This window comes from Nostoc sp. (genome assembly GCF_036917275.1).
In the GTDB taxonomy this organism is placed as follows: domain Bacteria; phylum Cyanobacteriota; class Cyanobacteriia; order Cyanobacteriales; family Nostocaceae; genus Nostoc.
In genome coordinates, this window is sequence record NZ_JBALDF010000008.1 from 68001 (window position 1) to 88653 (window position 20653).

The 20653-nt window shown below is 41.1% G+C and carries 19 protein-coding genes and 1 pseudogene; 9 read left to right on the plus strand and 11 right to left on the minus strand.

Features of this window, described 5'->3' with window-relative positions; translation table 11 throughout:
* Positions 1-17: 17 nt before the first annotated feature.
* Positions 18-149 (minus strand): hypothetical protein, encoded by a 132-nt coding sequence (locus V7K35_RS03200; protein WP_335076339.1) that lies wholly within the window; start codon positions 147-149, stop codon positions 18-20.
* Here V7K35_RS03200 and V7K35_RS03205 point away from each other — a divergent pair.
* Positions 139-726: a Uma2 family endonuclease gene (locus V7K35_RS03205; protein WP_335076341.1), complete on the plus strand. Its 588-nt coding sequence runs from the start codon at positions 139-141 to the stop codon at positions 724-726. The genes V7K35_RS03200 and V7K35_RS03205 overlap by 11 nt on opposite strands.
* A gap of 2 nt (positions 727-728) precedes the next feature.
* Here the strand turns inward: V7K35_RS03205 and V7K35_RS03210 are convergent, their stop codons facing one another.
* Complete coding sequence (locus V7K35_RS03210; RefSeq protein ID WP_335076343.1) at positions 729-2663, minus strand: hypothetical protein; 1935 nt, start codon at positions 2661-2663, stop codon at positions 729-731.
* A gap of 734 nt (positions 2664-3397) precedes the next feature.
* On the minus strand, positions 3398-4294 hold the full coding sequence (locus V7K35_RS03215) for an alpha/beta fold hydrolase (protein ID WP_335076345.1): 897 nt from the start codon (positions 4292-4294) through the stop codon (positions 3398-3400).
* 59 nt (positions 4295-4353) lie between these two features.
* Here V7K35_RS03215 and V7K35_RS03220 point away from each other — a divergent pair.
* Together V7K35_RS03220 and V7K35_RS03225 are read left to right on the plus strand one after the other, a co-directional pair.
* Positions 4354-4581 (plus strand): annotated as a pseudogene (locus V7K35_RS03220) (hypothetical protein); the annotation flags it as partial.
* 198 nt (positions 4582-4779) lie between these two features.
* On the plus strand, positions 4780-5577 hold the full coding sequence (locus V7K35_RS03225; RefSeq protein WP_335076347.1) for an armadillo-type fold-containing protein: 798 nt from the start codon (positions 4780-4782) through the stop codon (positions 5575-5577).
* 22 nt (positions 5578-5599) lie between these two features.
* On the opposite strand, the gene ftsE is transcribed toward V7K35_RS03225, so the two are convergent.
* Both ftsE and V7K35_RS03235 read right to left on the minus strand, forming a co-directional pair.
* A complete protein-coding gene (gene ftsE / locus V7K35_RS03230) occupies positions 5600-6346 on the minus strand; it encodes a cell division ATP-binding protein FtsE (RefSeq protein WP_335076349.1) in 747 nt (248 codons plus the stop codon).
* 167 nt (positions 6347-6513) lie between these two features.
* Positions 6514-7269 (minus strand): WecB/TagA/CpsF family glycosyltransferase, encoded by a 756-nt coding sequence (locus V7K35_RS03235; protein ID WP_335076351.1) that lies wholly within the window; start codon positions 7267-7269, stop codon positions 6514-6516.
* Positions 7270-7597: 328 nt separating this feature from the next.
* Between V7K35_RS03235 and V7K35_RS03240 the strand changes: the two genes are divergently transcribed.
* The 3 genes from V7K35_RS03240 to V7K35_RS03250 all read left to right on the plus strand — a co-directional run bounded on the left by V7K35_RS03240 (position 7598) and on the right by V7K35_RS03250 (position 10578).
* Positions 7598-8317 carry a response regulator transcription factor gene (locus V7K35_RS03240; protein WP_335076353.1) on the plus strand — a complete coding sequence of 240 codons (720 nt, stop codon included), beginning with the start codon at positions 7598-7600 and terminating at the stop codon, positions 8315-8317.
* A 161-nt stretch (positions 8318-8478) separates the two neighbouring features.
* Positions 8479-10152 (plus strand): SpoIIE family protein phosphatase, encoded by a 1674-nt coding sequence (locus V7K35_RS03245; protein WP_335076355.1) that lies wholly within the window; start codon positions 8479-8481, stop codon positions 10150-10152.
* A 3-nt stretch (positions 10153-10155) separates the two neighbouring features.
* Positions 10156-10578 (plus strand): ATP-binding protein, encoded by a 423-nt coding sequence (locus tag V7K35_RS03250; RefSeq protein WP_335076357.1) that lies wholly within the window; start codon positions 10156-10158, stop codon positions 10576-10578.
* Positions 10579-10688: 110 nt separating this feature from the next.
* Here the strand turns inward: V7K35_RS03250 and V7K35_RS03255 are convergent, their stop codons facing one another.
* On the minus strand, positions 10689-11114 hold the full coding sequence (locus V7K35_RS03255; protein WP_335076359.1) for a ketosteroid isomerase family protein: 426 nt from the start codon (positions 11112-11114) through the stop codon (positions 10689-10691).
* A 271-nt stretch (positions 11115-11385) separates the two neighbouring features.
* Between V7K35_RS03255 and queG the strand changes: the two genes are divergently transcribed.
* Positions 11386-12360: a tRNA epoxyqueuosine(34) reductase QueG gene (gene queG / locus V7K35_RS03260; protein ID WP_335076361.1), complete on the plus strand. Its 975-nt coding sequence runs from the start codon at positions 11386-11388 to the stop codon at positions 12358-12360.
* Positions 12335-12970, plus strand: coding sequence for an HAD-IA family hydrolase (locus V7K35_RS03265; RefSeq protein ID WP_334792888.1), 636 nt, complete (start codon positions 12335-12337; stop codon positions 12968-12970). The genes queG and V7K35_RS03265 overlap by 26 nt, the downstream gene beginning before the upstream one ends.
* Before the next feature lie 151 nt (positions 12971-13121).
* On the opposite strand, the gene V7K35_RS03270 is transcribed toward V7K35_RS03265, so the two are convergent.
* The gene (locus V7K35_RS03270; RefSeq protein WP_335076363.1) at positions 13122-13499 is read right to left on the minus strand and encodes a hypothetical protein; all 378 of its coding nucleotides are present in this window, start codon (positions 13497-13499) and stop codon (positions 13122-13124) included.
* A gap of 216 nt (positions 13500-13715) precedes the next feature.
* On the opposite strand from V7K35_RS03270, the gene V7K35_RS03275 reads away from it, so the two are divergent.
* Positions 13716-14246, plus strand: coding sequence for an orange carotenoid protein N-terminal domain-containing protein (locus tag V7K35_RS03275; protein WP_335076365.1), 531 nt, complete (start codon positions 13716-13718; stop codon positions 14244-14246).
* Positions 14247-14398: 152 nt separating this feature from the next.
* Here the strand turns inward: V7K35_RS03275 and V7K35_RS03280 are convergent, their stop codons facing one another.
* From V7K35_RS03280 to V7K35_RS03295, 4 genes are all read right to left on the minus strand, one after another.
* Positions 14399-15163, minus strand: a complete 765-nt coding sequence (locus tag V7K35_RS03280) for an ABC transporter ATP-binding protein (RefSeq protein ID WP_335076367.1) — start codon at positions 15161-15163, stop codon at positions 14399-14401.
* A 680-nt stretch (positions 15164-15843) separates the two neighbouring features.
* Positions 15844-17373 (minus strand): anthranilate synthase component I, encoded by a 1530-nt coding sequence (trpE, locus tag V7K35_RS03285; RefSeq protein ID WP_335076421.1) that lies wholly within the window; start codon positions 17371-17373, stop codon positions 15844-15846.
* 99 nt (positions 17374-17472) lie between these two features.
* Positions 17473-17898: a photosystem I reaction center subunit II PsaD gene (locus tag V7K35_RS03290; RefSeq protein ID WP_334794145.1), complete on the minus strand. Its 426-nt coding sequence runs from the start codon at positions 17896-17898 to the stop codon at positions 17473-17475.
* 136 nt (positions 17899-18034) lie between these two features.
* Positions 18035-20053, minus strand: coding sequence for a DICT sensory domain-containing protein (locus V7K35_RS03295; protein ID WP_335076369.1), 2019 nt, complete (start codon positions 20051-20053; stop codon positions 18035-18037).
* Positions 20054-20653: the final 600 nt, after the last annotated feature.

A 20653-nucleotide genomic window follows, 5' to 3' on the forward strand; every position in this document is an offset into this window, starting at 1 on the left:
TATCACTTATACTACACCTATGTATGTTCATCCGTTACGTTTTGTTGCAATTTGTGTAATGTGCGATCGCCATCATCTCCTAGCAGCGATCGCACCTCACACACCACTAAACTAGAAGTAAGATGCTCACAATAGCTTATGAACGCCACGACAATCACTTTACCTTCTACACTCAAATTGAAAATAGACTTAACTGATGATCAATTTTTCCAGATGTGTCAGCAAAACCGCGATTATCGATTTGAGCGTACTGCATCAGGGGAATTATTAATTATGCCACCTACAGGTAGTGATACTGGCAATCGTAACTTTGATATGGTTGTTGAGTTAGGAATTTGGAATAAACAGACTAAATTAGGCAAAGGTTTTGATTCTTCAACTGGCTTCACCCTACCTAATGGTGCAGAACGTTCTCCCGATGCTTCTTGGGTAAAAATTGAGCGTTGGAATGCTTTAACCCCAGAACAACAAGAAAAATTTGCCCCGATTTGCCCTGATTTTGTAGTAGAGTTGCGTTCTCGTACTGATTCCTTGAAAGAATTACAGGATAAAATGCAGGAATATATCGAAAATGGCGCTCAATTAGGCTGGTTAATTGACCGGAAAAACAAGCGAGTAGAAATTTATCGTCCAGGTAAAGATGTAGAGATATTAGACAATCCTATTAGTTTATCAGGAGAAAATGTCCTACCTGGATTTGTGTTGGATTTACAGCAGATTATGTAGCTTTATCGATTAGGATACACATGGCGCATTTCAAAGCGACTTTGTTCCCAAAGTGGTAGCAAAGCCTGTTTAGCAGCATTTAATTGAGCTTGCGAGAAAGAGATTTTACCATTTTGTATAATCCAAATAAATGTCCGAGTTATTAAATCTGCCTTGAAACTATTCTCGTATTTACAATTATTTATTCTTGCTACTTGCTGATCTAAGCAATCCATAGCATGTTTAAAAGTTAAGTTTTTCCCATCTCTGGAATTGTGAGGAATTTCTTCTTGCGGATTTTTCCACTCAATTTTATGCAAATTCCCGATAATATAGTCTATACCTATTATAGACGAATCAGTATTACGCACCAAATTTGTATAGGCTTGGTAATATGGTTTCAAGAACGAAGCAGGAATATTTTCTACATATATATGTAGCCAAGATTGGATGTCGCGAAGATAAGGTACTAAATCTCTGAGATTATCAATTTCTCTAATTAACGTACGGTCACTTGTGTAATTCGTTATTTTAGCTAACAATTCCGCTTCAGATAGTTGAGACTTTCCTGAATAATAATTAATAACCTTTGGAATATATTTCTCTAATAACCACTGTTTACTATATCTAGCTGTCCAGGTTCCTAGTACTCCAATATCTTGCTGCAATAAGGTTAATTTATCTGTCTCAAAAGATTGCAAATTAACATCATTTAGTTCATAGATTATGTTAATCTGATTATTAGGAAATAAATATAAATTATTATCAATTTGGGGTAAGATAAATGTATGATTGCGAATTCCTCGACTGACTCGAATTGATATATATTCTCTATGGAATAAATGCCATTCTGACTTACCTTTAGTATAATCAAATTCATTAGCAAACTGCTGCATTAAATCCCATAATTCTTGTTTTACAGAAAAAAGGATAAAACCGCGACTTTCGGAAAATTTTACGAATTCAAAATTCCATGTTTCTAAAGTATTTTCAAATTCAATTATTAAATTTTTATATTGTTGGCAAACTCCATCAATACACAAACACAAATCTACTGTTTCTAACTCTGATAAGATTAGAGTTGTTTGACCTAAATATACCTCAAAAGTATTTTTATCTAACTGTTTAAAAAACCGACGACATCCCCAATCTGGCTGGGTGTGCAATCCAGTCATTAATTGACCTAAAATATCTTGATGATTTAAGTAAATTTTTAGACCTCTTAAAATGATGCTGCTGAACTCTATTTCACAATTACCCTCTGCAAACGCTTTGGGTAAATTACATGCGATCGCTACTTTCGTTTTCACAACAATTAAGCGATAGCCTTCTCTCCTAGTGGAAGGCTCAAAATCACATTGTTCTAAAACATCCTGTAAATCTGGATAGCGTCTGATAAATCTTTCTATTAAGTTATATTTAGTATAAGTTAAAATACCGGGTGTATTTTTATCGATATTTTTAACCAAATCAAAATTGAGTTGATTATAAAAGTTTGAGGCAATATCAATATTTTTAAATGTATCTATATCTAAATCAAATATAGACTCTTCTTTATGGTAATGGAGGCGTTTAAAAACCTTTATTTGATATCCATTAGTAACTATAAAAAATAGTGAATTAAAATGAATACTATAAAATTTGGCTTGCTCAATAGCGTCATGGAATTTATTTGTATACGGTTCTATTGCTTCAATAAAAATCAGTGAGGTATCTGTATTTTGTTGCTCAATATTATCTGTTGTATAATAAATATGAGCAATTTCTGGACTTTTGCCATACTTTCCTGACTTAGATATTTTTAAAGGGTATTCACGATGACATTTCTCTGGATAGCAGAGATAGTGAAACATGGGCAAAATTAACTTTTCTTTTACATCATCTTCATTTTGTAAAATCCGATGGTCAAAGCCTTGTATCCATGTGATAAATTTTTTAATTGACTCTGGTATAGTCATCAGATAATCTACCTGCTAGTATAAGTTTGCTATGCCTTATTTTATTTATTTGTGTAATTAGCAATTTATCAAGTCAGGTTGGATAGTGTAGTGATTTTGAATACTATAATGAAACCATTCGTCTTGAACTTTACCTGGTAGCATCTCAATGAGTGTAAAAATATGCCCAGCCCTGGCGAATAGAATTTATCCGCCAGTTGCTTTAAGTAGGTAAAGCTGGACGCCAGTCATCAGATAAGGTAGACGCACTCGTGTTCAGTGTTGGCTACTCAACGCACTGGCTTGGCTATAGCGATCGCAGATGGCCAATTAAACAACAAAATTAAGAAGCCTTTTTAAGTAGTATTTTTTTAATCCAAAATATATCTGATTAACTAAGTACTTGATTATCCTCCAGGCGTGGTTGCATTGTAGATAACCGAAATTTTATTGTGTGCGATCGCCTAATTAGAATAACCCGATAATTAATAACCCACGACTTGGTTTATTAGTACTAATAGTAACTGAATTATTTATATTTATTGTCAGATATTTTGCCGTAGATATAAGTATGACGTAAGTAAATTTAAACCAAAATTAAGGGCGTTACGAAATCAGAATATGATTCAATAACGCCCTTAATTTATTAAGCCTCGACAATCCAAAGTGTAGCTACACAATTATGGTTGAGATTATATCAGTAAACAACCTAAAAGGTAGCAAATTAGATGGGGCTTTTATTACTGAACAAACTATTAATTAAGTAAAGGCAAAAATTTGCGAATTAACCCAATTGTTACTGCTGGTAATTCCAACTGCGGTGTTAAACCCACATCTTCCAACTGTTGAAAAAATCGGATCGCTTGGGGATTAATTTCGGCAAGGCGGCGACCAATTGAGGGGCCTGTAAATTCTGACCTTTGTCCCCAAATAATGGCGGTGGGAGTGATTAACTGTTGAATGTAAAGGGATAAATCAAAGCATAAATCGCCACGGACAAAGGACAGTGCTGCATACTCAGCATTAGGCTGTTGGGCAGATTGTAAATAAGCATCTACAATTTCTTGGTACACTCGATTAGACTGAGCAAATTGCCGTTGCTCTAAGAAGCTGCGAATACCCCCACTGGTGGCGATTCCAGTGCTGTAAAGTAAACGGTCAACAAGGGGAACGCTGACTAACTGGGCAAAAAAACTATTGGAGTAGTTTTCGCCAAAGTCGGAAAGTCCTGAGGGGGTAGTGAGAATTAAAGACTTGAATAAATCTGGATGAGCTGCTGCTACTCGAATTGTAAATCCTGCGGTCAACGAAGAAGCGATCGCTGTTACTGGTTCAGTACAAGTCTGCTCAAAAAACTCCCGAATAGTGGTCAAATAATCTTCAATTTTATAACTCCGTGCTGGATGCTCAGACCTACCCCAACCGATCAAATCTGGCGCAATGACTCGATATTGGGCGGCAAAAGCCGGATAAACTTTCGACCACTCATAAGCAGAAGATCCACCACCAAAGCCGTGTAGGAACACCAAAGTTTCCCGATCATCTTTGGCAGTTACATTGTCCTGCCAAGGTGACCCAGCGCCAGTATAATATACCATTCTACCTAGTGAGGTATTTATGGAGCGTTGTTCAAATCCTATTGGTTGAAACATAAGTATTTTTTGTTGAATGTAGTGATTATTAGCATAAATAACAGAATAGACCCTCCCTCAACTCGGTTAACGCTGTCACTAGTTCGCAACGGCTAGTGCTTTCCGCCGACGATCGCGATCGCCAACTCCTCGATCAAACTGCACTACCAAGCGCTAATCTTGCCAATTTAGACTCGGCAATTTCTCCCAATACCTGATTATCCATAACTGTGAATAACATCTACAGCGTTACCTTCTGTGCTTTTGATGGTCAATTCACCCTTGAGAACTTTCGTTTTTGTCTTTAAATTCACGCATTCAAAATTTAAAAAGCCTTACGCCCTTGCTCTAAGGCATTTAAAATGTTATCTTGATTTCCGCCGTCCTGTACTAGTCTACTATCCGTCCATGAAAACCGGGCATCTTGTGGTTTGGGGCTTCACCCTTTCTTCATCCCTAGTAAAACTTATACAATAGGTAATTTTGTAATCAAGTAGGTAAACACTGTGGCACAGGCTTCGTCTTCTTGGCAGCAATTGATCAACCAGATCCCCATCTGGAACTGGTCGCTGACAAAGTTCAAGACAAAAGGAGCTACAAAGCAGCAAACATTTAAGCGCTTCTCTGGGCCTGGAGGCTTTCTTGGGTTTCTGACAATTGTTGTTGCCATGTTGTTGTGGAACTGGAAACTGCTATTGGCTCTCTTAATCGGCGTTGGGATAATGGTATTGGTTTACTCAATGCAGGATTGGGACTGGCAATTGCACTGGTCTAAGATCCGTAAGTTCTTAAACAGTTCAAATCGTCGGTTAGCCTTAGCAGTCGTCAGTGGTGGTATTGCTACTGTCAGCACTTACATGGCAGCTGCAATTTGGGTTGACTCTCACAGCCCCTGGATTGCTGCTGGTGCTATTGTGCAAGGCGTGGGAACCCTGTTAACTTTAATTTTATTGGTATGGCAAATTGTCAACTTCTATGAAAATCGAGAAGAAGACCACCTCGATCAGTTGTTGGTGAATTTAACAGAAAAAGATCCATTGAAGCGGTTGATTGCCCTACGTCAACTAACTAAAATCATCAGCCGTAAGCGAGTTGATTCTTCAGTGCAGCAAGATGTTGTCGAATGCTTACAACTCCTACTCAGTCGAGAGGAGGAAGTTGTGATCCGAGAGGCAGCTTTTAAGAGTTTACAAGCCTGCGATCGCCTCCGGTTGGTCGGAGACCATCGCCTACAAGTCCTAGCACCCAAAACAGCAACAACTTTCGTACCCGTATCAGCAAAAGTCAAGCACCACGTTTATTAGTTATTTGCCCCATACCCAATGCTTATTTTCGAGACAGCCGTCCATTGTGAACTTGCACTACCCGATGATTGCATCGCCGCACCAACTGTTCATCGTGGGTAGTAACAATTACTGTAGCCCCAAAGGAATTTAACTTCTGGAGAATCTGGATCACTTGCCAGGAATTATCTGGATCGAGATTTCCAGTAGGCTCATCCGCCAACAGCAGCGGTGGTGTCCCAACGATCGCTCTGGCAATACTCACTCGCTGTTGCTCTCCCCCAGACAGTTGATCTGGAAAGCAGTCAGCTTTACTCAGCAAACCCACCAGTTTCAAAGTTGGTTCTAGGCGTCGTTGAATTTCTTTCCGGGTATACCCTTGAGCTTGCAGCACAAAAGTTACATTTTCCGCTACTGTTCGTTGGCTAATCAATTTGTAGTCTTGAAACACAATGCCAATCCGTCGCCGCAATAATGACAAGCGATCGCCCCGTAAACCTGCTACATTACATTTGTCAACAATTACTTCTCCCTGTGTGGGCAACTCCTCGCCATACAGCAGTTTCAAGAGCGTTGATTTACCTGAACCACTTGGTCCGGTGATAAACAGAAATTCTCCCTTTTTTACCTCAAGGTTCGCATTCAACAAGGCGTGAGTGCCGTTAGTATAAGTCTTGGTTACAGATTGCAATTGTACCTTTGCAGTAGTATTACTACCGTGCTGTTGAGTTTCACTGTCCTCTCTATGAACGGATTTGTGTGTTTTAACTTGAGTTGTTAATACTGGCATTGTTAAATTTTCCTCATACCCACAACCAAACAGTTCGTCGGCTTAGATGTGACATTCCTCTCAAAATAAGGATTCCCAGGTTTCGCCTGGGAATTTAAAATTCAACAAAGAAAATTTAAAATTTTTTAAAGACTTTAATATTAACTAAGTAATAACACTCACCACTCTCAACTAATTGCACCCCTTGCTGTCAAACGATAAACAAACGCTTTCACAGCAAACGCTGGCAAAGCCAACATCCGCCGCCAGCGCCAAGGTTCTTGATAAAGCCGATATAACCATTCCAAATTATTATTTCCTAACCAGGCGGGAGCGCGAGTTTTAGTTCCTGACCAAATATCAAAACTGCCACCGACGCCAATCCAAATTGCTTGAGGACACAAATGGCGGTTTTCGGCAATCCATAACTCTTGACGTGGCACTCCCAAACCGACAAAAATAACTTGTGGCTGCAATTGAGCAAGAGTTTGTTGCAATTGTGCTTCTTCTTCTGGGGAATGGTAGCCTGAGTGAGTGCCTATTATACTCAAATCTGGAATTTGCTGCTGCCAAAAATCTGCCGCAATTGAGGCGACTCCAGGCGCTGCTCCATAGAAAAATACCTTTGCCCCTGTTTTCTGTTGTCCAAGTTCTTGCAAAAGTTTTTCTGCTAGTTCAATCCCTGGAAAACGCTGCACTTTTTGCCATAACAGCCACCGCAAATACAGAACAACCCCGGCTCCATCTGGAATCACTAATTCAGCATTTTTAATCACCTGAGCTAAGAAATGATTTCGCTCTGCCTGCATAATCATTTCTGCATTGAGCGTTACTACATGAGTTCCTCTGCCTGCGTGCAGGCATTCTAACAACCAGCCTGGATAGTTAGCCATTACATGAACTGGTATTCCCAACACTGAAAATACTTGATTGCCGTTAGACATAGCCTATTCTTGAGTAATTCTCACACCAGATTTCCTTGAATGTTAAGTTTATCAAATTTTTTATATTAGAACTTAGGCAGGAGAGATTCCCCCTTGCCCTGCAACAATAGAAAGCATAATTAAACTAATTAGTTTTGGGCGCTTGTAGTTGGGCTGAATCAGTCCAAATTTTATTGTTAAGGTGTAATATTCACTCAGTATAAAACGCTCAACTCTCAACTCTGGTTCCGGGAACAGAAGCCCCCACTATACTGCTAGCAGTTAGTGTGGGAGTATGTCACGAAACTCGACTTTACGGTTAAGGTAATGTAACGGGCTGAAGTTGGCTATGAGTAAAATTCGTATCGCTCTGATTGAAGATCATGATCTAACTCGTGTGGGTATTCGGACAGCATTACTGCAAAAGGATGAAATTGAAGTTGTAGGTGAAGCTGCCAATGCTGCTGAGGGACTAAAAATGTTAAAAATGGTACAACCAGATATTGCCATTGTAGATATTGGTTTACCAGATAAGGATGGCATTGAGCTGACACGGGAGGTAAAATCTACTGCTAATGGGCAGCAGCTAGTGACCAAGGTGTTAATTTTGACGCTGCGGGATAACAAAGAAGCTGTGTTGGCAGCTTTTGCTGCTGGTGCAGACTCTTATTGTATGAAAGATATCAAATTCGATAATTTGCTGGAAGCAATACGAGTAACTTACAATGGCAACGCCTGGATCGATCCAGCGATCGCTCGAATTGTATTACAACAAGCGCAACAAAATCCTCAAAAGTTGGAATCAGCTTTTGTGGATATCAAAACTATTGCCTCTAACGCTGATGATGTCGAGAATCTGGAAGGAATTCAACCTTACAGCCTGACAGAAAGGGAGTTAGAAGTGTTACAGTTGATTGTCGAAGGTTGTAGTAATGCAGTAATTGCGGAAAGACTTTATATCACTGTTGGGACTGTTAAAACTCACGTTCGCAATATTTTGAATAAGCTATGTGCCGATGACCGTACCCAAGCAGCAGTCCGCGCCTTGCGTTCTGGGTTAGTTGGATAAAGTTAATTTTGGTGTAGACCAATTGAGGATGATCAAGAGAAACTCACAACTTTGAGAAAGTTATTTCAAAGTGAATGGCTTCTCTGATTTTCTGTTATTTATCAGGTGGGATAAACATCACACTATCTCGCTATTCAAATATGTGAAAACTAAAGTCAAATATGGCTGAGATCGGGTTAGACAAACTTAAGCTCATGGTGGTAGATGATGAGCCAGATAACTTAGATTTACTTTACCGCACTTTTAGGCGAGATTATCAAGTATATAAAGCCAATCATGCCTTTGGTGCTCTGGAAATCTTGGATCAATTTGGCGAAATGGCGGTGATTATTTCTGACCAAAGAATGCCAGAAATAAGTGGTACGGAATTTTTTAGTCGCACTGTAGAGCACTTTCCGGACACGATTCGGATTTTATTAACTGGTTTTACTGATGTCGAAGATTTAGTGGATGCGATCAATTCTGGTCAGGTCTTCAAGTACATTACCAAACCCTGGAATCCAGATAAACTCAGGGCATTAGTTGAGCAAGCCGCTGATACATATCGCCTAGTTAAGAAGCGCACGCAAGAGTTGCGTCGGTCCCTACGGCGAGAATCTTTATTTAATGCGGTAACAACGGCAATTCGGGAATCTTTAGACTACGACAGTATGCTGCAAAAAATTGTAGCAACTATTGGACAAAGATTTGAAGCTACCAGTTGCTTGCTCAGACCAGTAGAGGGCGATCGCCTGACACAAGACCAGTTCTTATACCGCGATCCTCAATCGCGTGGATCAGATTCCTTCTTCGATCCCAGTCCTTTAATTGAAAAAGTACTGGAAACCCGTCATTATCAACTTGCTCAAGAAATATACGACGGCAACCCCTGTCACCACCTGGTTGTGCCACTTAGCTACCAGCAGCATTTGTTGGCTGTGCTGGCCCTGCACCAATGTGGAGGCGATCGCTTCTGGCAAGACGAAGACATCCAACTGATTGCAGGTGTTGCCGAACAAGCAGCCTTAGCCCTCTCTCAAGCAAAACTCTACCAGCGTCTCCAAGAAAAGCAACAGCAGATTCATAATGAGTTGGAAGTAGCTCGCAAAATTCAATACAACTTGCTACGCCAAAGTTTACCCGACATCAAAGGTGTGAAGGTGCAAGCCTGCTGTTACCCGGCGCGAGAAGTAGGAGGCGATTTTTTTGAAGTTTTTGTTCATCCCAAAGGTGATTTGTGGTTAGCAGTGGGTGATGTCTCTGGCAAAGGCGTCCCAGCTGCTTTATTTATGGCTAGTATTATTTCAGTTTTGCGCCGGGAATTATCTCAAGAAGCACCAGCCGAGCCGAATGTGGTTATGCAAAACCTCAACCACGCTCTCAGTGAAGATTTAATCAGCAACAATTATTTCATCACTCTTGTGTTAGCCTGTTATACCCCTACCACTAAGGAACTTGTCTACACTAATGCCGGTCATATCTACCCACTGTTATGGTCACGCCAAGGCGCTTTAGCCGACAATCCCAATTACCTGAAAGTCCGTAGCGTTCCTTTAGGGATCTTGCCCAAGTGGCAGGCACAGTCTGGTCGCTTGGTTCTCGCTGCTGGAGACACATTGTTACTAGCCAGCGATGGAATTACAGAAGCAATGGTATCAAATGATTTTTATTTAGCAGTAGAAACTGGGTCTGGCGTTGAGTCAGTTAATCGTTCTATGCTCAATCAAGATGGTCTTTGGCAACTGTTACAACAAGAGCAACAACCACTTTCTCTTAACCATTTACTAGCTCGCATCCAGGCAGATAACCACGTTCAAGAAGACGATCAAACTATACTTTCGCTGGAGATTTTGTAAGTAATGAAAAGTGAGCTTCATGTACCAAGTGACTTGAATTTTCTGAATATTGTCGAAAACTGGTTGCTGGGATGTTTGAAAATCCAGTTAGGAGATTCTGTGGATTGGTCGCGGCAATCAAGTCGTTTGAGACTGGCTTTGGTGGAAGCCTACTCAAATGCAGTCCGTCATGCTCACAAGGACAAACCAAATTTACCGATTTTATTGCGTTTGGAAGTCAAAGATCGGGATCTTGCCTTAGAAATTTGGGACTACGGCGAAGGCTTTGATATGTCTAACTACTACGCTCCAAATCCTATGGAAAAACAAGAAGGTGGTTATGGTTGGCTAATTATGAATCGTCTCATGGATAAGGTAGATTATCAGTTGCAGATTAATGGTGCCAACTGTCTCAAGTTAGAAGCTACTTTACCTGAATTAGTTTAATTGACAAAACTTACTATTTTTCTAGTAATCTGATATACGAATTTTCAATGGCGAGATTTTGTTTTGGGTATAAGCACACGTTTCTAAGTAATTATACTTATTTACTAATTTTAACGACGTAAAGAAAGTAACTCTTGGGGAGAAGCTAAAAGTTTGATTCTAGTATAGAAAATTTGCCGTTGTTGATTGAGGATAAATAGCCACAAGACATTCACACTACACCATGAGGTTTGTGCTTTGCCTGTTATCTGAACTTGGATATCACCATTTTCTAAAGTCTCAGCTATTCCTGCGTTGGGATAAGCTTTAATGTTTTGGCCTTCTTGTTTTAAGTAGGCTGCGATCGCATCTGTCCCCACAATATCAGATTCAAATGGTGGACGCATCACACCATCTACCGCAAATAAGGCAGCAGTTTCCTCAAATTCTCCTGCATTTAAGGTTTCAAAATAACGCAGTACACTTGCTTCTGTAATTCCCTCAATCTGGAATTTTTCTTTCAAATGCGCTGGCGATATAGATTCAGCAGAAGTCATAAAATTACCTGTATATCCTAGCTAAATATTAATTTAAATACAAAAATCGGTAAAAAGAAAGCCGCTATTGAGATAGATTGCCATACATATACAAATCTTTCTCACGATAGAAGTTTTGCTCAGACCAATCTCAAATAGCATCTTCTGAATAATTAGTTACCAGGATATAATAAAATTTATATGTAGAAAAAGCAACAAATCTTAATAAAAGGTATTGACTACGTAATGTATGATTTATATGCCTTTAATGAGGCAAAATCCAAATAAAAAAATGAATCAGTATTCCGTAACAAGCAGTAGTGTAGTAAAAGAGAGAGCCAGCGAGTTGGGCTTTCACAAAGTTGGAATTGCTGCTGTCGATAGGGTAGATGCCACAGAAGCGCAGAGGTTACAAGCATGGATTGAACTGGGTTATCACGCCGATATGGAATGGATGGCTAACCCAAAACGTCAGGATATCCGCTTAGTCATGCCAGAAGCGCGATCGCTAGTGTGTGTGGCGCTGAATTACTATACAGCACATCAACGTCCCCAAGGCGAGGAATACGCCAAAATTTCCCGTTATGGTTGGGGAAGGGATTATCACAAGGTAATGCATAAAAAACTCAAGCAACTATCTACATGGCTAGAATCACTTGATCAAGGTGTACGAACTCGTTATTATGCAGACACTGGCCCGGTGCAAGAGAAAGTGTTGGCTCAACTTGCCGGAATTGGTTGGATTGCCAAAAATGGTAATGTGATTACACCGGAATTTGGCTCTTGGGTATTTTTGGGAGAAGTGTTGACAAGTTTGGAATTAGAGAGCGATCGCCCGCATACAGAACACTGCGGTAGCTGTACTCGTTGTCTTCAGGCTTGTCCTACGGGTGCAATTACTCAGCCTTTTGTCGTGGATGCTAATCGCTGCATTGCTTATCATACGATTGAAAATCGGGCAGAGGAATTGCCACAGACACTCACACCTCATTTGCAAGGCTGGGTTGCTGGTTGTGATATTTGTCAAGATGTTTGTCCTTGGAATCAACGTTTTGCCAACACAACTGATATTGAAGACTTTCAGCCAAATCCAGTGAATATTGCTCCCCAACTGCTAGAATTAGCCCAAATCTCAGATCAGGAGTGGGATAAACGATTTCCAGCATCTGCCTTGCGGCGGATTAAGCCAGAAATGTTACGACGCAACGCCCTAGCTAATCTTGACGCATCCAGGCGAAAGAATGACCCCGAAAGTAATTATTTTTGATTTTGATGGCACTATTGCTGATACAGTAGATGCCCTTGTTAGTATTGCTAATCGTCTAGCTATAGACTTTGGTTATAGACACATAAGTCCAGAGCAATTAGCCCTCCTTAAAAACTTAACATCTAGGGAAATTATTAAGTACTCAGGAGTTTCTCTATTTAAAATTCCTTTTCTGGTCAAAAAAGTTAAAGGGGAATTAAAAAACAAAATCCCAGAATTAAAGCCCATTCCGGGAATTAAAGAAGCATTAATGGAACTCCAAAATCAAGGATATAAACTGGGCATTATCACTTCTAATTCTAAAGATAATGTTACGCAATTCCTGACAATTAATGATTTAAATCACCTCTTTGATTTTATCTACTCAGGAATTACAATTTTTGGCAAAACAACCATAATCAATAATGTATTGAGGCAAAATCAACTAAAACCTGAAGAAGTTATTTATGTCGGAGATGAAACCAGAGATATAGAAGCATCAAGAAAAGCAAATATCCAAGTAATTGCAGTGACTTGGGGTTTTAACTCACCGGAAATACTAGCCAAGCAAAATCCAGATTATTTAATTCAAAGACCTAGCGAACTACTTGAAGTCATGAATAGTCGCTAATTAATTAATAATCAAAAGTCGATAGTAAAAATCTTAACTATTGGCGATTGACCAAAACAGTAAAGAGGGCAATATCTACCAATGCCGAAAACTTAAATTTTAATATTTGTGACATTGCCCACCTGACAAAATAGCAAGATATCAGGAAAACTTAATTTTTCCGTTCACCCTTTTCCAAAGCTTGTTGTAATAGATCATCACTGACATTACTTACACTCTCATTATTATAATTCCCAACTTCCTTGGCTAACTCTAGAAAATCATCAGGATTACCAGTTGACTGCGCTTGAGTTGTTGTCTGTTGGGGTTTAGAGGTTTGATATTGAGGTGCAGTGGCTGCTTCGGCTGCTGCTGCACCTTCACCTGTACGATCTACATCACTAACGCTGAATTGTTGTGCAGTTGCATAATCCTTATCAAAATCCACCGTTGGCGCTTTTTCTTCACCACTAGCTATACTTTCGGCAGCTAATTGTGCATCCTGGGTGGAAGCTTCATTCAAATTGGGCTTCACTTCTTCATCAGGCATAATTAAAACCTTAGGTAAATTTTTTATTACTGTAGCGATTGTAGCAAAGTAATGTGTTGCTTCATTGCTTCTTGCGGGAGACTTTTACCTCTATTAAAAGGTAGATTAAAACTGCAATTTTAAATTATTTTAAATCTTTCTATCGGTAGTAGAATTTGATGCTCAAACTTTGGTAAGCCTTAGTTCGGCGGGTAAAATTTCTTTGGAAACAAATTTATGACTGCAAGTTACGATAAAAATATTTCTCAAGCCCAAAGCAATGAAACTCAAAACTTGGTGGATGCGTTTAATGCCTTAGATACTGATGCAAAATTAGCCTGGTTCTATTTGGTTTATAAAAAAATGGGTGACTCGATCACCCCAGCTGCTCCTGCTGCTGCCGAACCAGACTTAGCACCACTTCTGCTAGGAGACTATTTTGAGTTATCAGATGAGCAACAACTAGATATCATGCGGGATATAGTTAACCGCAAAGATACAGAATATTCTCGTGCTTATGGGGCGATCAAAGAAAACAACCAACTGTTAGTTTGGTATGCTTGGGCGGTAGCTATGGGGGATACGGTAGTTGATTTGCCAAGCACCTACCAGCCAGCTAAAGAAATTAATGATTTGGTTTCCCAAATTGAAGGATTAGAATTTGAAGAACAAATGTCGGTGTTTCGGACAATAGCTGGTGAAGTGGGTTACACGGATGTTAAGCCGATCGCAACGCAAGCAGAAACTGGCAAAACATCAAGTTTGTAATTAGACTAAATCCATATCCATAACCGGGAAAAACAAGATCCGCGACTTATTAGAGAAGTCGGGGATCTGTGGTTTTCAATTCTTAAAAATCAAATAGGCTTCACCATTGCAGCACAGAATTTGAGAAATGTTGCAGTCAACAAATTAAAAATTTATGACACAGCAAGCTGATTCAAGTCAGATGGTGTGAGATTGGAGTGTACTACTTCACCATCACGGAACCAAACGATGCGCTGAGTTTGACGGGCAACTTCTGGCTCATGGGTTACCATGACAACAGTGATTCCACTGGCGTTGAGTTCGCCAAAGATGTCCAATACTTCTTGGGTTGTGCGCGTATCAAGGGCGCCAGTAGGTTCATCGGCTAAGAGTACCACAGGACGGTTAACGATCGCTCGGGCGATCGCTACTCGTTGTTGTTGTCCACCAGATAGCTGAGTTGGTTTGTTGTTGAGGCGATTTGCCAAACCGACTCTTGTCAGTGCAACTGTTGCGCGATCGCTTCTTTCTTTTGGGTTGACATTAGCATACACCATCGGCAACATCACATTTTCTAATGCTGTTAATTGGGACAATAGGTGGAATTGTTGGAACACAAACCCCAGTTTTTTATTACGGATGTGTGCCAATGAGCGATCGTCCATTTGAGCTACATCAAGGTTATCTAAGTAATAATGTCCGCCTGTGGGACGGTCTAAACAACCGATAATATTCATGGCTGTGGATTTACCAGAACCTGAAGGTCCCATGATTGCACAATATTCGCCCTGTTCCACAATTAGGTTGACATCATTCAACGCTCGTACTTCTGTTTCGCCACTACCATAAATCTTGAAAATGTTTTTTAATCGAATGATTGCTGGTTTCGGTACAGGATTAGGAACCAGGGAATCGGTAATTGAAATAGTGTTTGTCATAAAAAATAGGTAATCTTGGACTGGAAGAAAGTAGCTTACCAGTTGTCACTATAGTAACCACTGTCGCTCTGAATATAAACGCTTATACCAATTCTGTATGAAGATGCGCCAAACTATATGAGGAACGAACCGCAAAGGACGCAAAGGACACAAAGGAATAAGGTAAGGTTTCAGAGAGTTATTGCGTAAGTCCTAACAAAGAATATTTGCATAGATAAGAGTTAGACCGCTCATGTTTGAGGGGATGACCGAAAGACAAGGAGGATAAACCAGTGTATGCGGTATGAATGACTCCATCACAAGAGCGTGCGGCTATCTTCAGTTTTTCTCTGTCTTGTAAACTTCTTAAAACTGGCTCCATCTCAAGCGCTTTGAGCTTTTGTGCAGATGCTTCACTTCTAGTCAAACCAAAAACGTTGTGATCAGTCTCTTTGAGTCGTTGTGCAACAATTGAAAGTTCATTTCCTTGAAATCAAAACATTGCTGCGGTCTAACTATCTAGCAAAGTAATAATATGCAGTTCAGCACACCTATCTATGGGATTATTCTATATTTTTGTGGGCTAACTCTTATTAGCTCGCTTAATTTTTGAAATAGCGATCATTTATCCTAGTATCATTCGAGCTTGAGCAACTGGTTAAAGGTAGGCAAACTGACGCCACAGTGTACTAGTCCCCAGTTCAACGCAAACAACGAATCGCCTCTAATAGACCTCTAGCTTTATTCAGCGTCTCTTCGTATTCTTTCTCTGGCTCAGAATCAGCCACCAAACCTGCACCGGCTTGTACACTCACCGTATTATCATGCACTACCATTGTGCGAATTGCGATCGCAGTATTTAATTGTCCTTCAAAATCGTAATATCCATACACACCGGAATAAACACCGCGACGACTAGACTCTAACTCGTGGATAATTTCCATCGCCCTAATCTTGGGTGCGCCGCTTACCGTACCTGCTGGGAAGGAAGCTTTCAGTAAATCCCATGCTGTTTTATCAAGTGCTAATTTACCCACAACATTGCTAACAATGTGCATCACATGGGAGTAGCGCTCAACTACCATTAATTCGTCAACTTTGACGCTACCACTTTCACAAACACGCCCCAAATCATTCCGCCCTAAATCAACAAGCATTACATGTTCGGCAATTTCTTTAGGATCTTCGAGTAAATCCTTAGCGAAGGCTGCATCTTCATTGATGGTTTTACCTCGTGGACGCGTTCCTGCAATCGGACGTACCGTTGCTATCACTCCACCATGTGGATCAGTTTCAGCTTTCACCATCACTTCGGGACTAGAACCGATGATTTGCCAATCTTGAAAGTTAAAGTAAGCCATGTAAGGCGAAGGATTTATCTGACGTAGGGAGCGATAAAGGGCAAAGGGGTCGCCTATGTATGGTGTTGATAATCGCTGGGAAATTACTACTTGGAAGATATCGCCTGCTTTAATATGTTCTTTTGCTTTTTGGACACTAGCACAAAAATCTGGGCGGGTGAAGTTGCTGGTGTATTCCTCTGCTCCCCTGCTCCCTTGCTCCTCTACTCCCCTACTTCCAGGCGGTTTCCATTCCAATCTGGTTTTTTGCGGCGATAAAGGTAAAGATAGCTTTTCGAGCATTTGGGTGACGCGATCGCTAGCTTGTTGATATGCTGCTTTTAAATCTACTTTGGGGTCACGTAAATCAGCATAAGCGATCGCCCAAATTTTCCGCTTTACCTGGTCAAAAATCAATAGGTGGTCTACCTGCATCCACAACCCATCAGGGATATTTCGCTCATCTGGTGGATAAATTGGCACGCGCGGCTCAATCCAGCGAATTAATTCATAGCCCCAAAACCCAAATAACCCGCCAATTCCTGGCGGTAGCTGTGGTAACTTAACTGGGTTATAAGGTGCTAAACATTCGGCTAAAGCTGTAAAAGGGTCGCCTGCAAAAACGACCTGCGAACCATCGCGGTTTGTCTGTGTCGTGCGATCGCCCCTTGCTTGCAAAACCCAAACCGGATCACAGCCCACTAAACTATAACGTCCTAGTTTTTCTCCGCCTTCTATCGATTCCAACAAAAAGCTATAGGGCTGACCTGCACAGACTTTATACCAAGCAGATACGGGCGTATCTAGGTCTGCCACCCATTCTTGATATACCGGGACAAAGTTGCCTTGTTGCGCTAAGGTGCAAAACTGGGAGAAATCTGGAAACATGATTATTTTTCAAAGGTAATTGGTAATTGGTAATGGGTAATGGGTAATTATTTTTCTTACCAATTACCCATTACTAATTACCCATTAGCTACTAACAGCTAGTTATGGAGCATCGTAGGTATAAACACCGCTGAACTTAAGTTTAGCGGGACTGGGGTTTTGTCCGATACGGCGGTCTACATAACGTACCTTGTCACGACCTGCGTTCACCTTCTCAGGGAAGACACCATCAGCTGGGTGAAGTAAAGTGGTTTCTCCGTTGGGTAAAATCCGGTAAACTTTATAATCTGTAATTTTGAGTTTCCGGAGTTGTTGACCGCCCAAAAAGATGCCATATTCTTTACGAGCTATATACAGCAGGTTTTCACCTTTCCGCATAATAGCAGCACCACCTGTAGGCAATTCAAAAACTTGCTCTTTCGGGCTAGTCCAAGTGATAGCGTACTTTTCTTCCACTGCTGCTTTACTGAGCAAGCCACCGGTGCTGCCACCGAATAGCGGGGTTTGTCCAGAGAGTGTCTCTGCCATAAAGTATTCTCTCAACGTTTTTAGGGAATCCTAACACCGCAACCAGGATCATATTGCGATCGCGTCATAGACTGTAACAGTTTTTAGTCTTTTAGTCATTTGTGATTAGTCAAAAATCAATGACCCATGCCCAATACTATTTACTCTTGACTTTAGCCCGCTTTTCCTCATGGCTACTCTGAACAATCGGTATGGTGAAGTGAAACTGACTACCCTGGTCTTTCCCAGTTGACTCTGCCCAAATTTCCCCAGCCCAGCCATTAACAATTTGACGGCAAATTGCTAAACCAAGTCCAGTTCCGCCAGTGGTGCGGCGTAGCGCTCCCTCTTCTTGATAGAAGCGGTCAAAAACGACTTCTAAACGATTCGGTTCAATACCGCGTCCAGTGTCAGCTACAGTCACCTCGACCATTTGATGGCTATTCTGAACTGCTTTAATAGTGATTTCTCCTTGGGGTGGTGTAAATTTATAAGCATTGTCTATGAGTTTAGCCAGTACCTCTACTAGCCAATCACCATCAGCTCTAACCAAAGGTAAGTTTTGGGCAATTTGAGTTTTGATTTTGGGCGGCTTTTCCGTTGAGGAACGCGTGCGATTGCGGCTAAGTGATAAGTCTACACACTCTTGTAAACTGAGGGATTCTGGATGCCATTCCACCCGACCGCTTTCTAAGTTGGAAAGTGTGAGGAAATCTTGTACCAGTTTTCGCATCCGTTCCGAGTCGGAAAGAGCAGTGTTGAGCATGACCTGCTGCAATTCCAAGGGCATATCCGGCTCACTAGCGAGACTTTCCAGGCACACTTGAATTGTGGATAGGGGGGTACGCAGTTCATGTCCAGTAATGGCTATGAGGTTGCTGCGGGTGCGGTCTAGGGCTTCTAGCTGCTGGTTAAGTTCTTCTAGGTTGGCGTAAGCTTCCGCTTGGATGAGAGCTGCTCCCACTTGGGTTGCGATCGCTTTTACCAAATCTAATTCCCCAGGTTGGCACTCGTGCGGTGGCATTCGGCAGTAGTGCAACTCCACGATGCCCAATAATCGCCCCTGATAAAATACTGGTTCCATCAGCCAAGAACGAATGGCAAACTTTTTGGCAATCAAGGAAAGTCCCGGTGAGTCGGTAACACGAGGGTCAATCAGCGTATCGCTTACACAAACACCTTCGCCAAGTTCTACTATGTCCTGAAAGAGAGAATTTTTCTGTAACTCCCAGGTTTGCCCACGAACAGATAAAACACCAGGAGTCAAAAACTCGTGTTCCATTATGGCTTGGCTATCTGTGGCTTGAGCGCGGTAAATTAGACAGCGACAAGCTTCTAAGTGTTGTCCTAATTCTTGTGCCGCCACCTGGAGAACTTCGTGAGGATCGAGCGATCGCCGAATGGCAGTGCTAATCGTATTGACTAATCGTTCTTTACGTGCTTGAGCAGCAATTGAACGGTAGGCTTTGTGCAATTTGTACTGACTAGCTTGCAAATAAGTTAGTAAGCGCTGCACAAAGGGATCAGTATCGATATCACAAGCATATTCGTTGATCTGTTCTGCTCCAGAGTAGCTTCGCGGCTCTTTGATCCCAAACCTTTGGCATCCCTCCTCAATTTTACTTGCCAATTCTGGTCTGTAAACCAAAATCCTGTCTAAGAGCAATTCGGCTGCTTTGAGGCTAACTCCCCTTTCCGATGTCCAAATCCCCTCAAATCTTCGCGCTGCGTCTATATCCAGATTCGGGCTTAGTTCCGGTAGTTGCTTGTTTTTGGCAATAGAACCAAGGCTTTCCCGGCAAACCAGACAAGTCGCGTAATTGTCGGCAATCACTATCAAATGCCACTCTTGACTTAAGCCATCATTTGGCTCAAAAGCTACCCTTTCGTAGTGTTCTGAACTATCGGTAAAATTGGTAAAATCAGTTTCTGGAGCAGATAATACGTATACTTGATTACTTCGTAAGGCTAGTCGCTGATAGCGATGAGCTTCTTGGCGGTAGAATCGCTCTCGCTGGAAACTAGCAATTACAAGGGGTTGGGCTAAAGTCCCAGCCAAAACTTGATCTTCCATCGCGTGGGAGAGCGCCGTTAATGAAGCCTTGAAATATAGCTGGGACCGCAAGTAGGGTAGGGACTTTAGCAGATCACTCAGCACAGAAGTTGAAATGCTCATGAATTATCGTTTAACGCCCAATCTCAACAAGATCCACGTCACAGCTGCATTGTACAAATTACAAGGGGCTTTCAAGTTAAATAGACTAGTTGCAATATGTAAAGAACGCTAAAAAGCACTTTTCACCAAGGTAAACGCAACACTTTGTTACTAACTAGCAGGGGCGCGTACAGTTTCATTTACAGAAAGTCGGCTTCTAGTCCATCTCTTCAAGGGGTGGAATCAACCGCTCGACTTGGAGCATAGGGCATGGTTTTTTCCAATGCCCAATCATCCAATGACCCTGAAATCCCACGCCTTCAGGCAGTAGGATCAGGTTAAAAAGATATTTAAAATCATCGGCTACTACGCCCAATATACATTTTCGACTAGCTTTGCATATGCTTGTACAGGTAAAATCTTTCAGCACTAAGTACCAAATAATTAATTACTACTAACCACTGCTCATTGATTGATAGTCCATGCGACTTTACCTACATTGTATTTATGCTCACTAAAGAAATTTTCTTACCCAAAAATCATTACTGCTACATTCCCATAATTTAATCGATAATTAGTGATTAAATTTAATCAATTAATTATTTATCATAAATTTGTTTA

Excerpts from the sequence above, each read along its gene's own strand:
- V7K35_RS03265 (WP_334792888.1), top strand. The coding sequence starts at position 12,335 with ATGACCCCGAAAGTAATTATTTTTGATTTTGATGGCACTATTGCTGAT.
- V7K35_RS03215 (WP_335076345.1), bottom strand. The coding sequence starts at position 4,294 with ATGTTTCAACCAATAGGATTTGAACAACGCTCCATAAATACCTCACTA.
- V7K35_RS03295 (WP_335076369.1), bottom strand. The coding sequence starts at position 20,053 with ATGAGCATTTCAACTTCTGTGCTGAGTGATCTGCTAAAGTCCCTACCC.
- V7K35_RS03245 (WP_335076355.1), top strand. The coding sequence starts at position 8,479 with ATGGCTGAGATCGGGTTAGACAAACTTAAGCTCATGGTGGTAGATGAT.
- V7K35_RS03250 (WP_335076357.1), top strand. The coding sequence starts at position 10,156 with ATGAAAAGTGAGCTTCATGTACCAAGTGACTTGAATTTTCTGAATATT.
- V7K35_RS03275 (WP_335076365.1), top strand. The coding sequence starts at position 13,716 with ATGACTGCAAGTTACGATAAAAATATTTCTCAAGCCCAAAGCAATGAA.
- V7K35_RS03210 (WP_335076343.1), bottom strand. The coding sequence starts at position 2,663 with ATGACTATACCAGAGTCAATTAAAAAATTTATCACATGGATACAAGGC.
- V7K35_RS03270 (WP_335076363.1), bottom strand. The coding sequence starts at position 13,499 with ATGCCTGATGAAGAAGTGAAGCCCAATTTGAATGAAGCTTCCACCCAG.
- V7K35_RS03290 (WP_334794145.1), bottom strand. The coding sequence starts at position 17,898 with ATGGCAGAGACACTCTCTGGACAAACCCCGCTATTCGGTGGCAGCACC.
- V7K35_RS03280 (WP_335076367.1), bottom strand. The coding sequence starts at position 15,163 with ATGACAAACACTATTTCAATTACCGATTCCCTGGTTCCTAATCCTGTA.
- V7K35_RS03235 (WP_335076351.1), bottom strand. The coding sequence starts at position 7,269 with ATGTCTAACGGCAATCAAGTATTTTCAGTGTTGGGAATACCAGTTCAT.
- V7K35_RS03205 (WP_335076341.1), top strand. The coding sequence starts at position 139 with ATGAACGCCACGACAATCACTTTACCTTCTACACTCAAATTGAAAATA.
- queG (WP_335076361.1), top strand. The coding sequence starts at position 11,386 with ATGAATCAGTATTCCGTAACAAGCAGTAGTGTAGTAAAAGAGAGAGCC.
- V7K35_RS03255 (WP_335076359.1), bottom strand. The coding sequence starts at position 11,114 with ATGACTTCTGCTGAATCTATATCGCCAGCGCATTTGAAAGAAAAATTC.
- V7K35_RS03240 (WP_335076353.1), top strand. The coding sequence starts at position 7,598 with ATGAGTAAAATTCGTATCGCTCTGATTGAAGATCATGATCTAACTCGT.
- ftsE (WP_335076349.1), bottom strand. The coding sequence starts at position 6,346 with ATGCCAGTATTAACAACTCAAGTTAAAACACACAAATCCGTTCATAGA.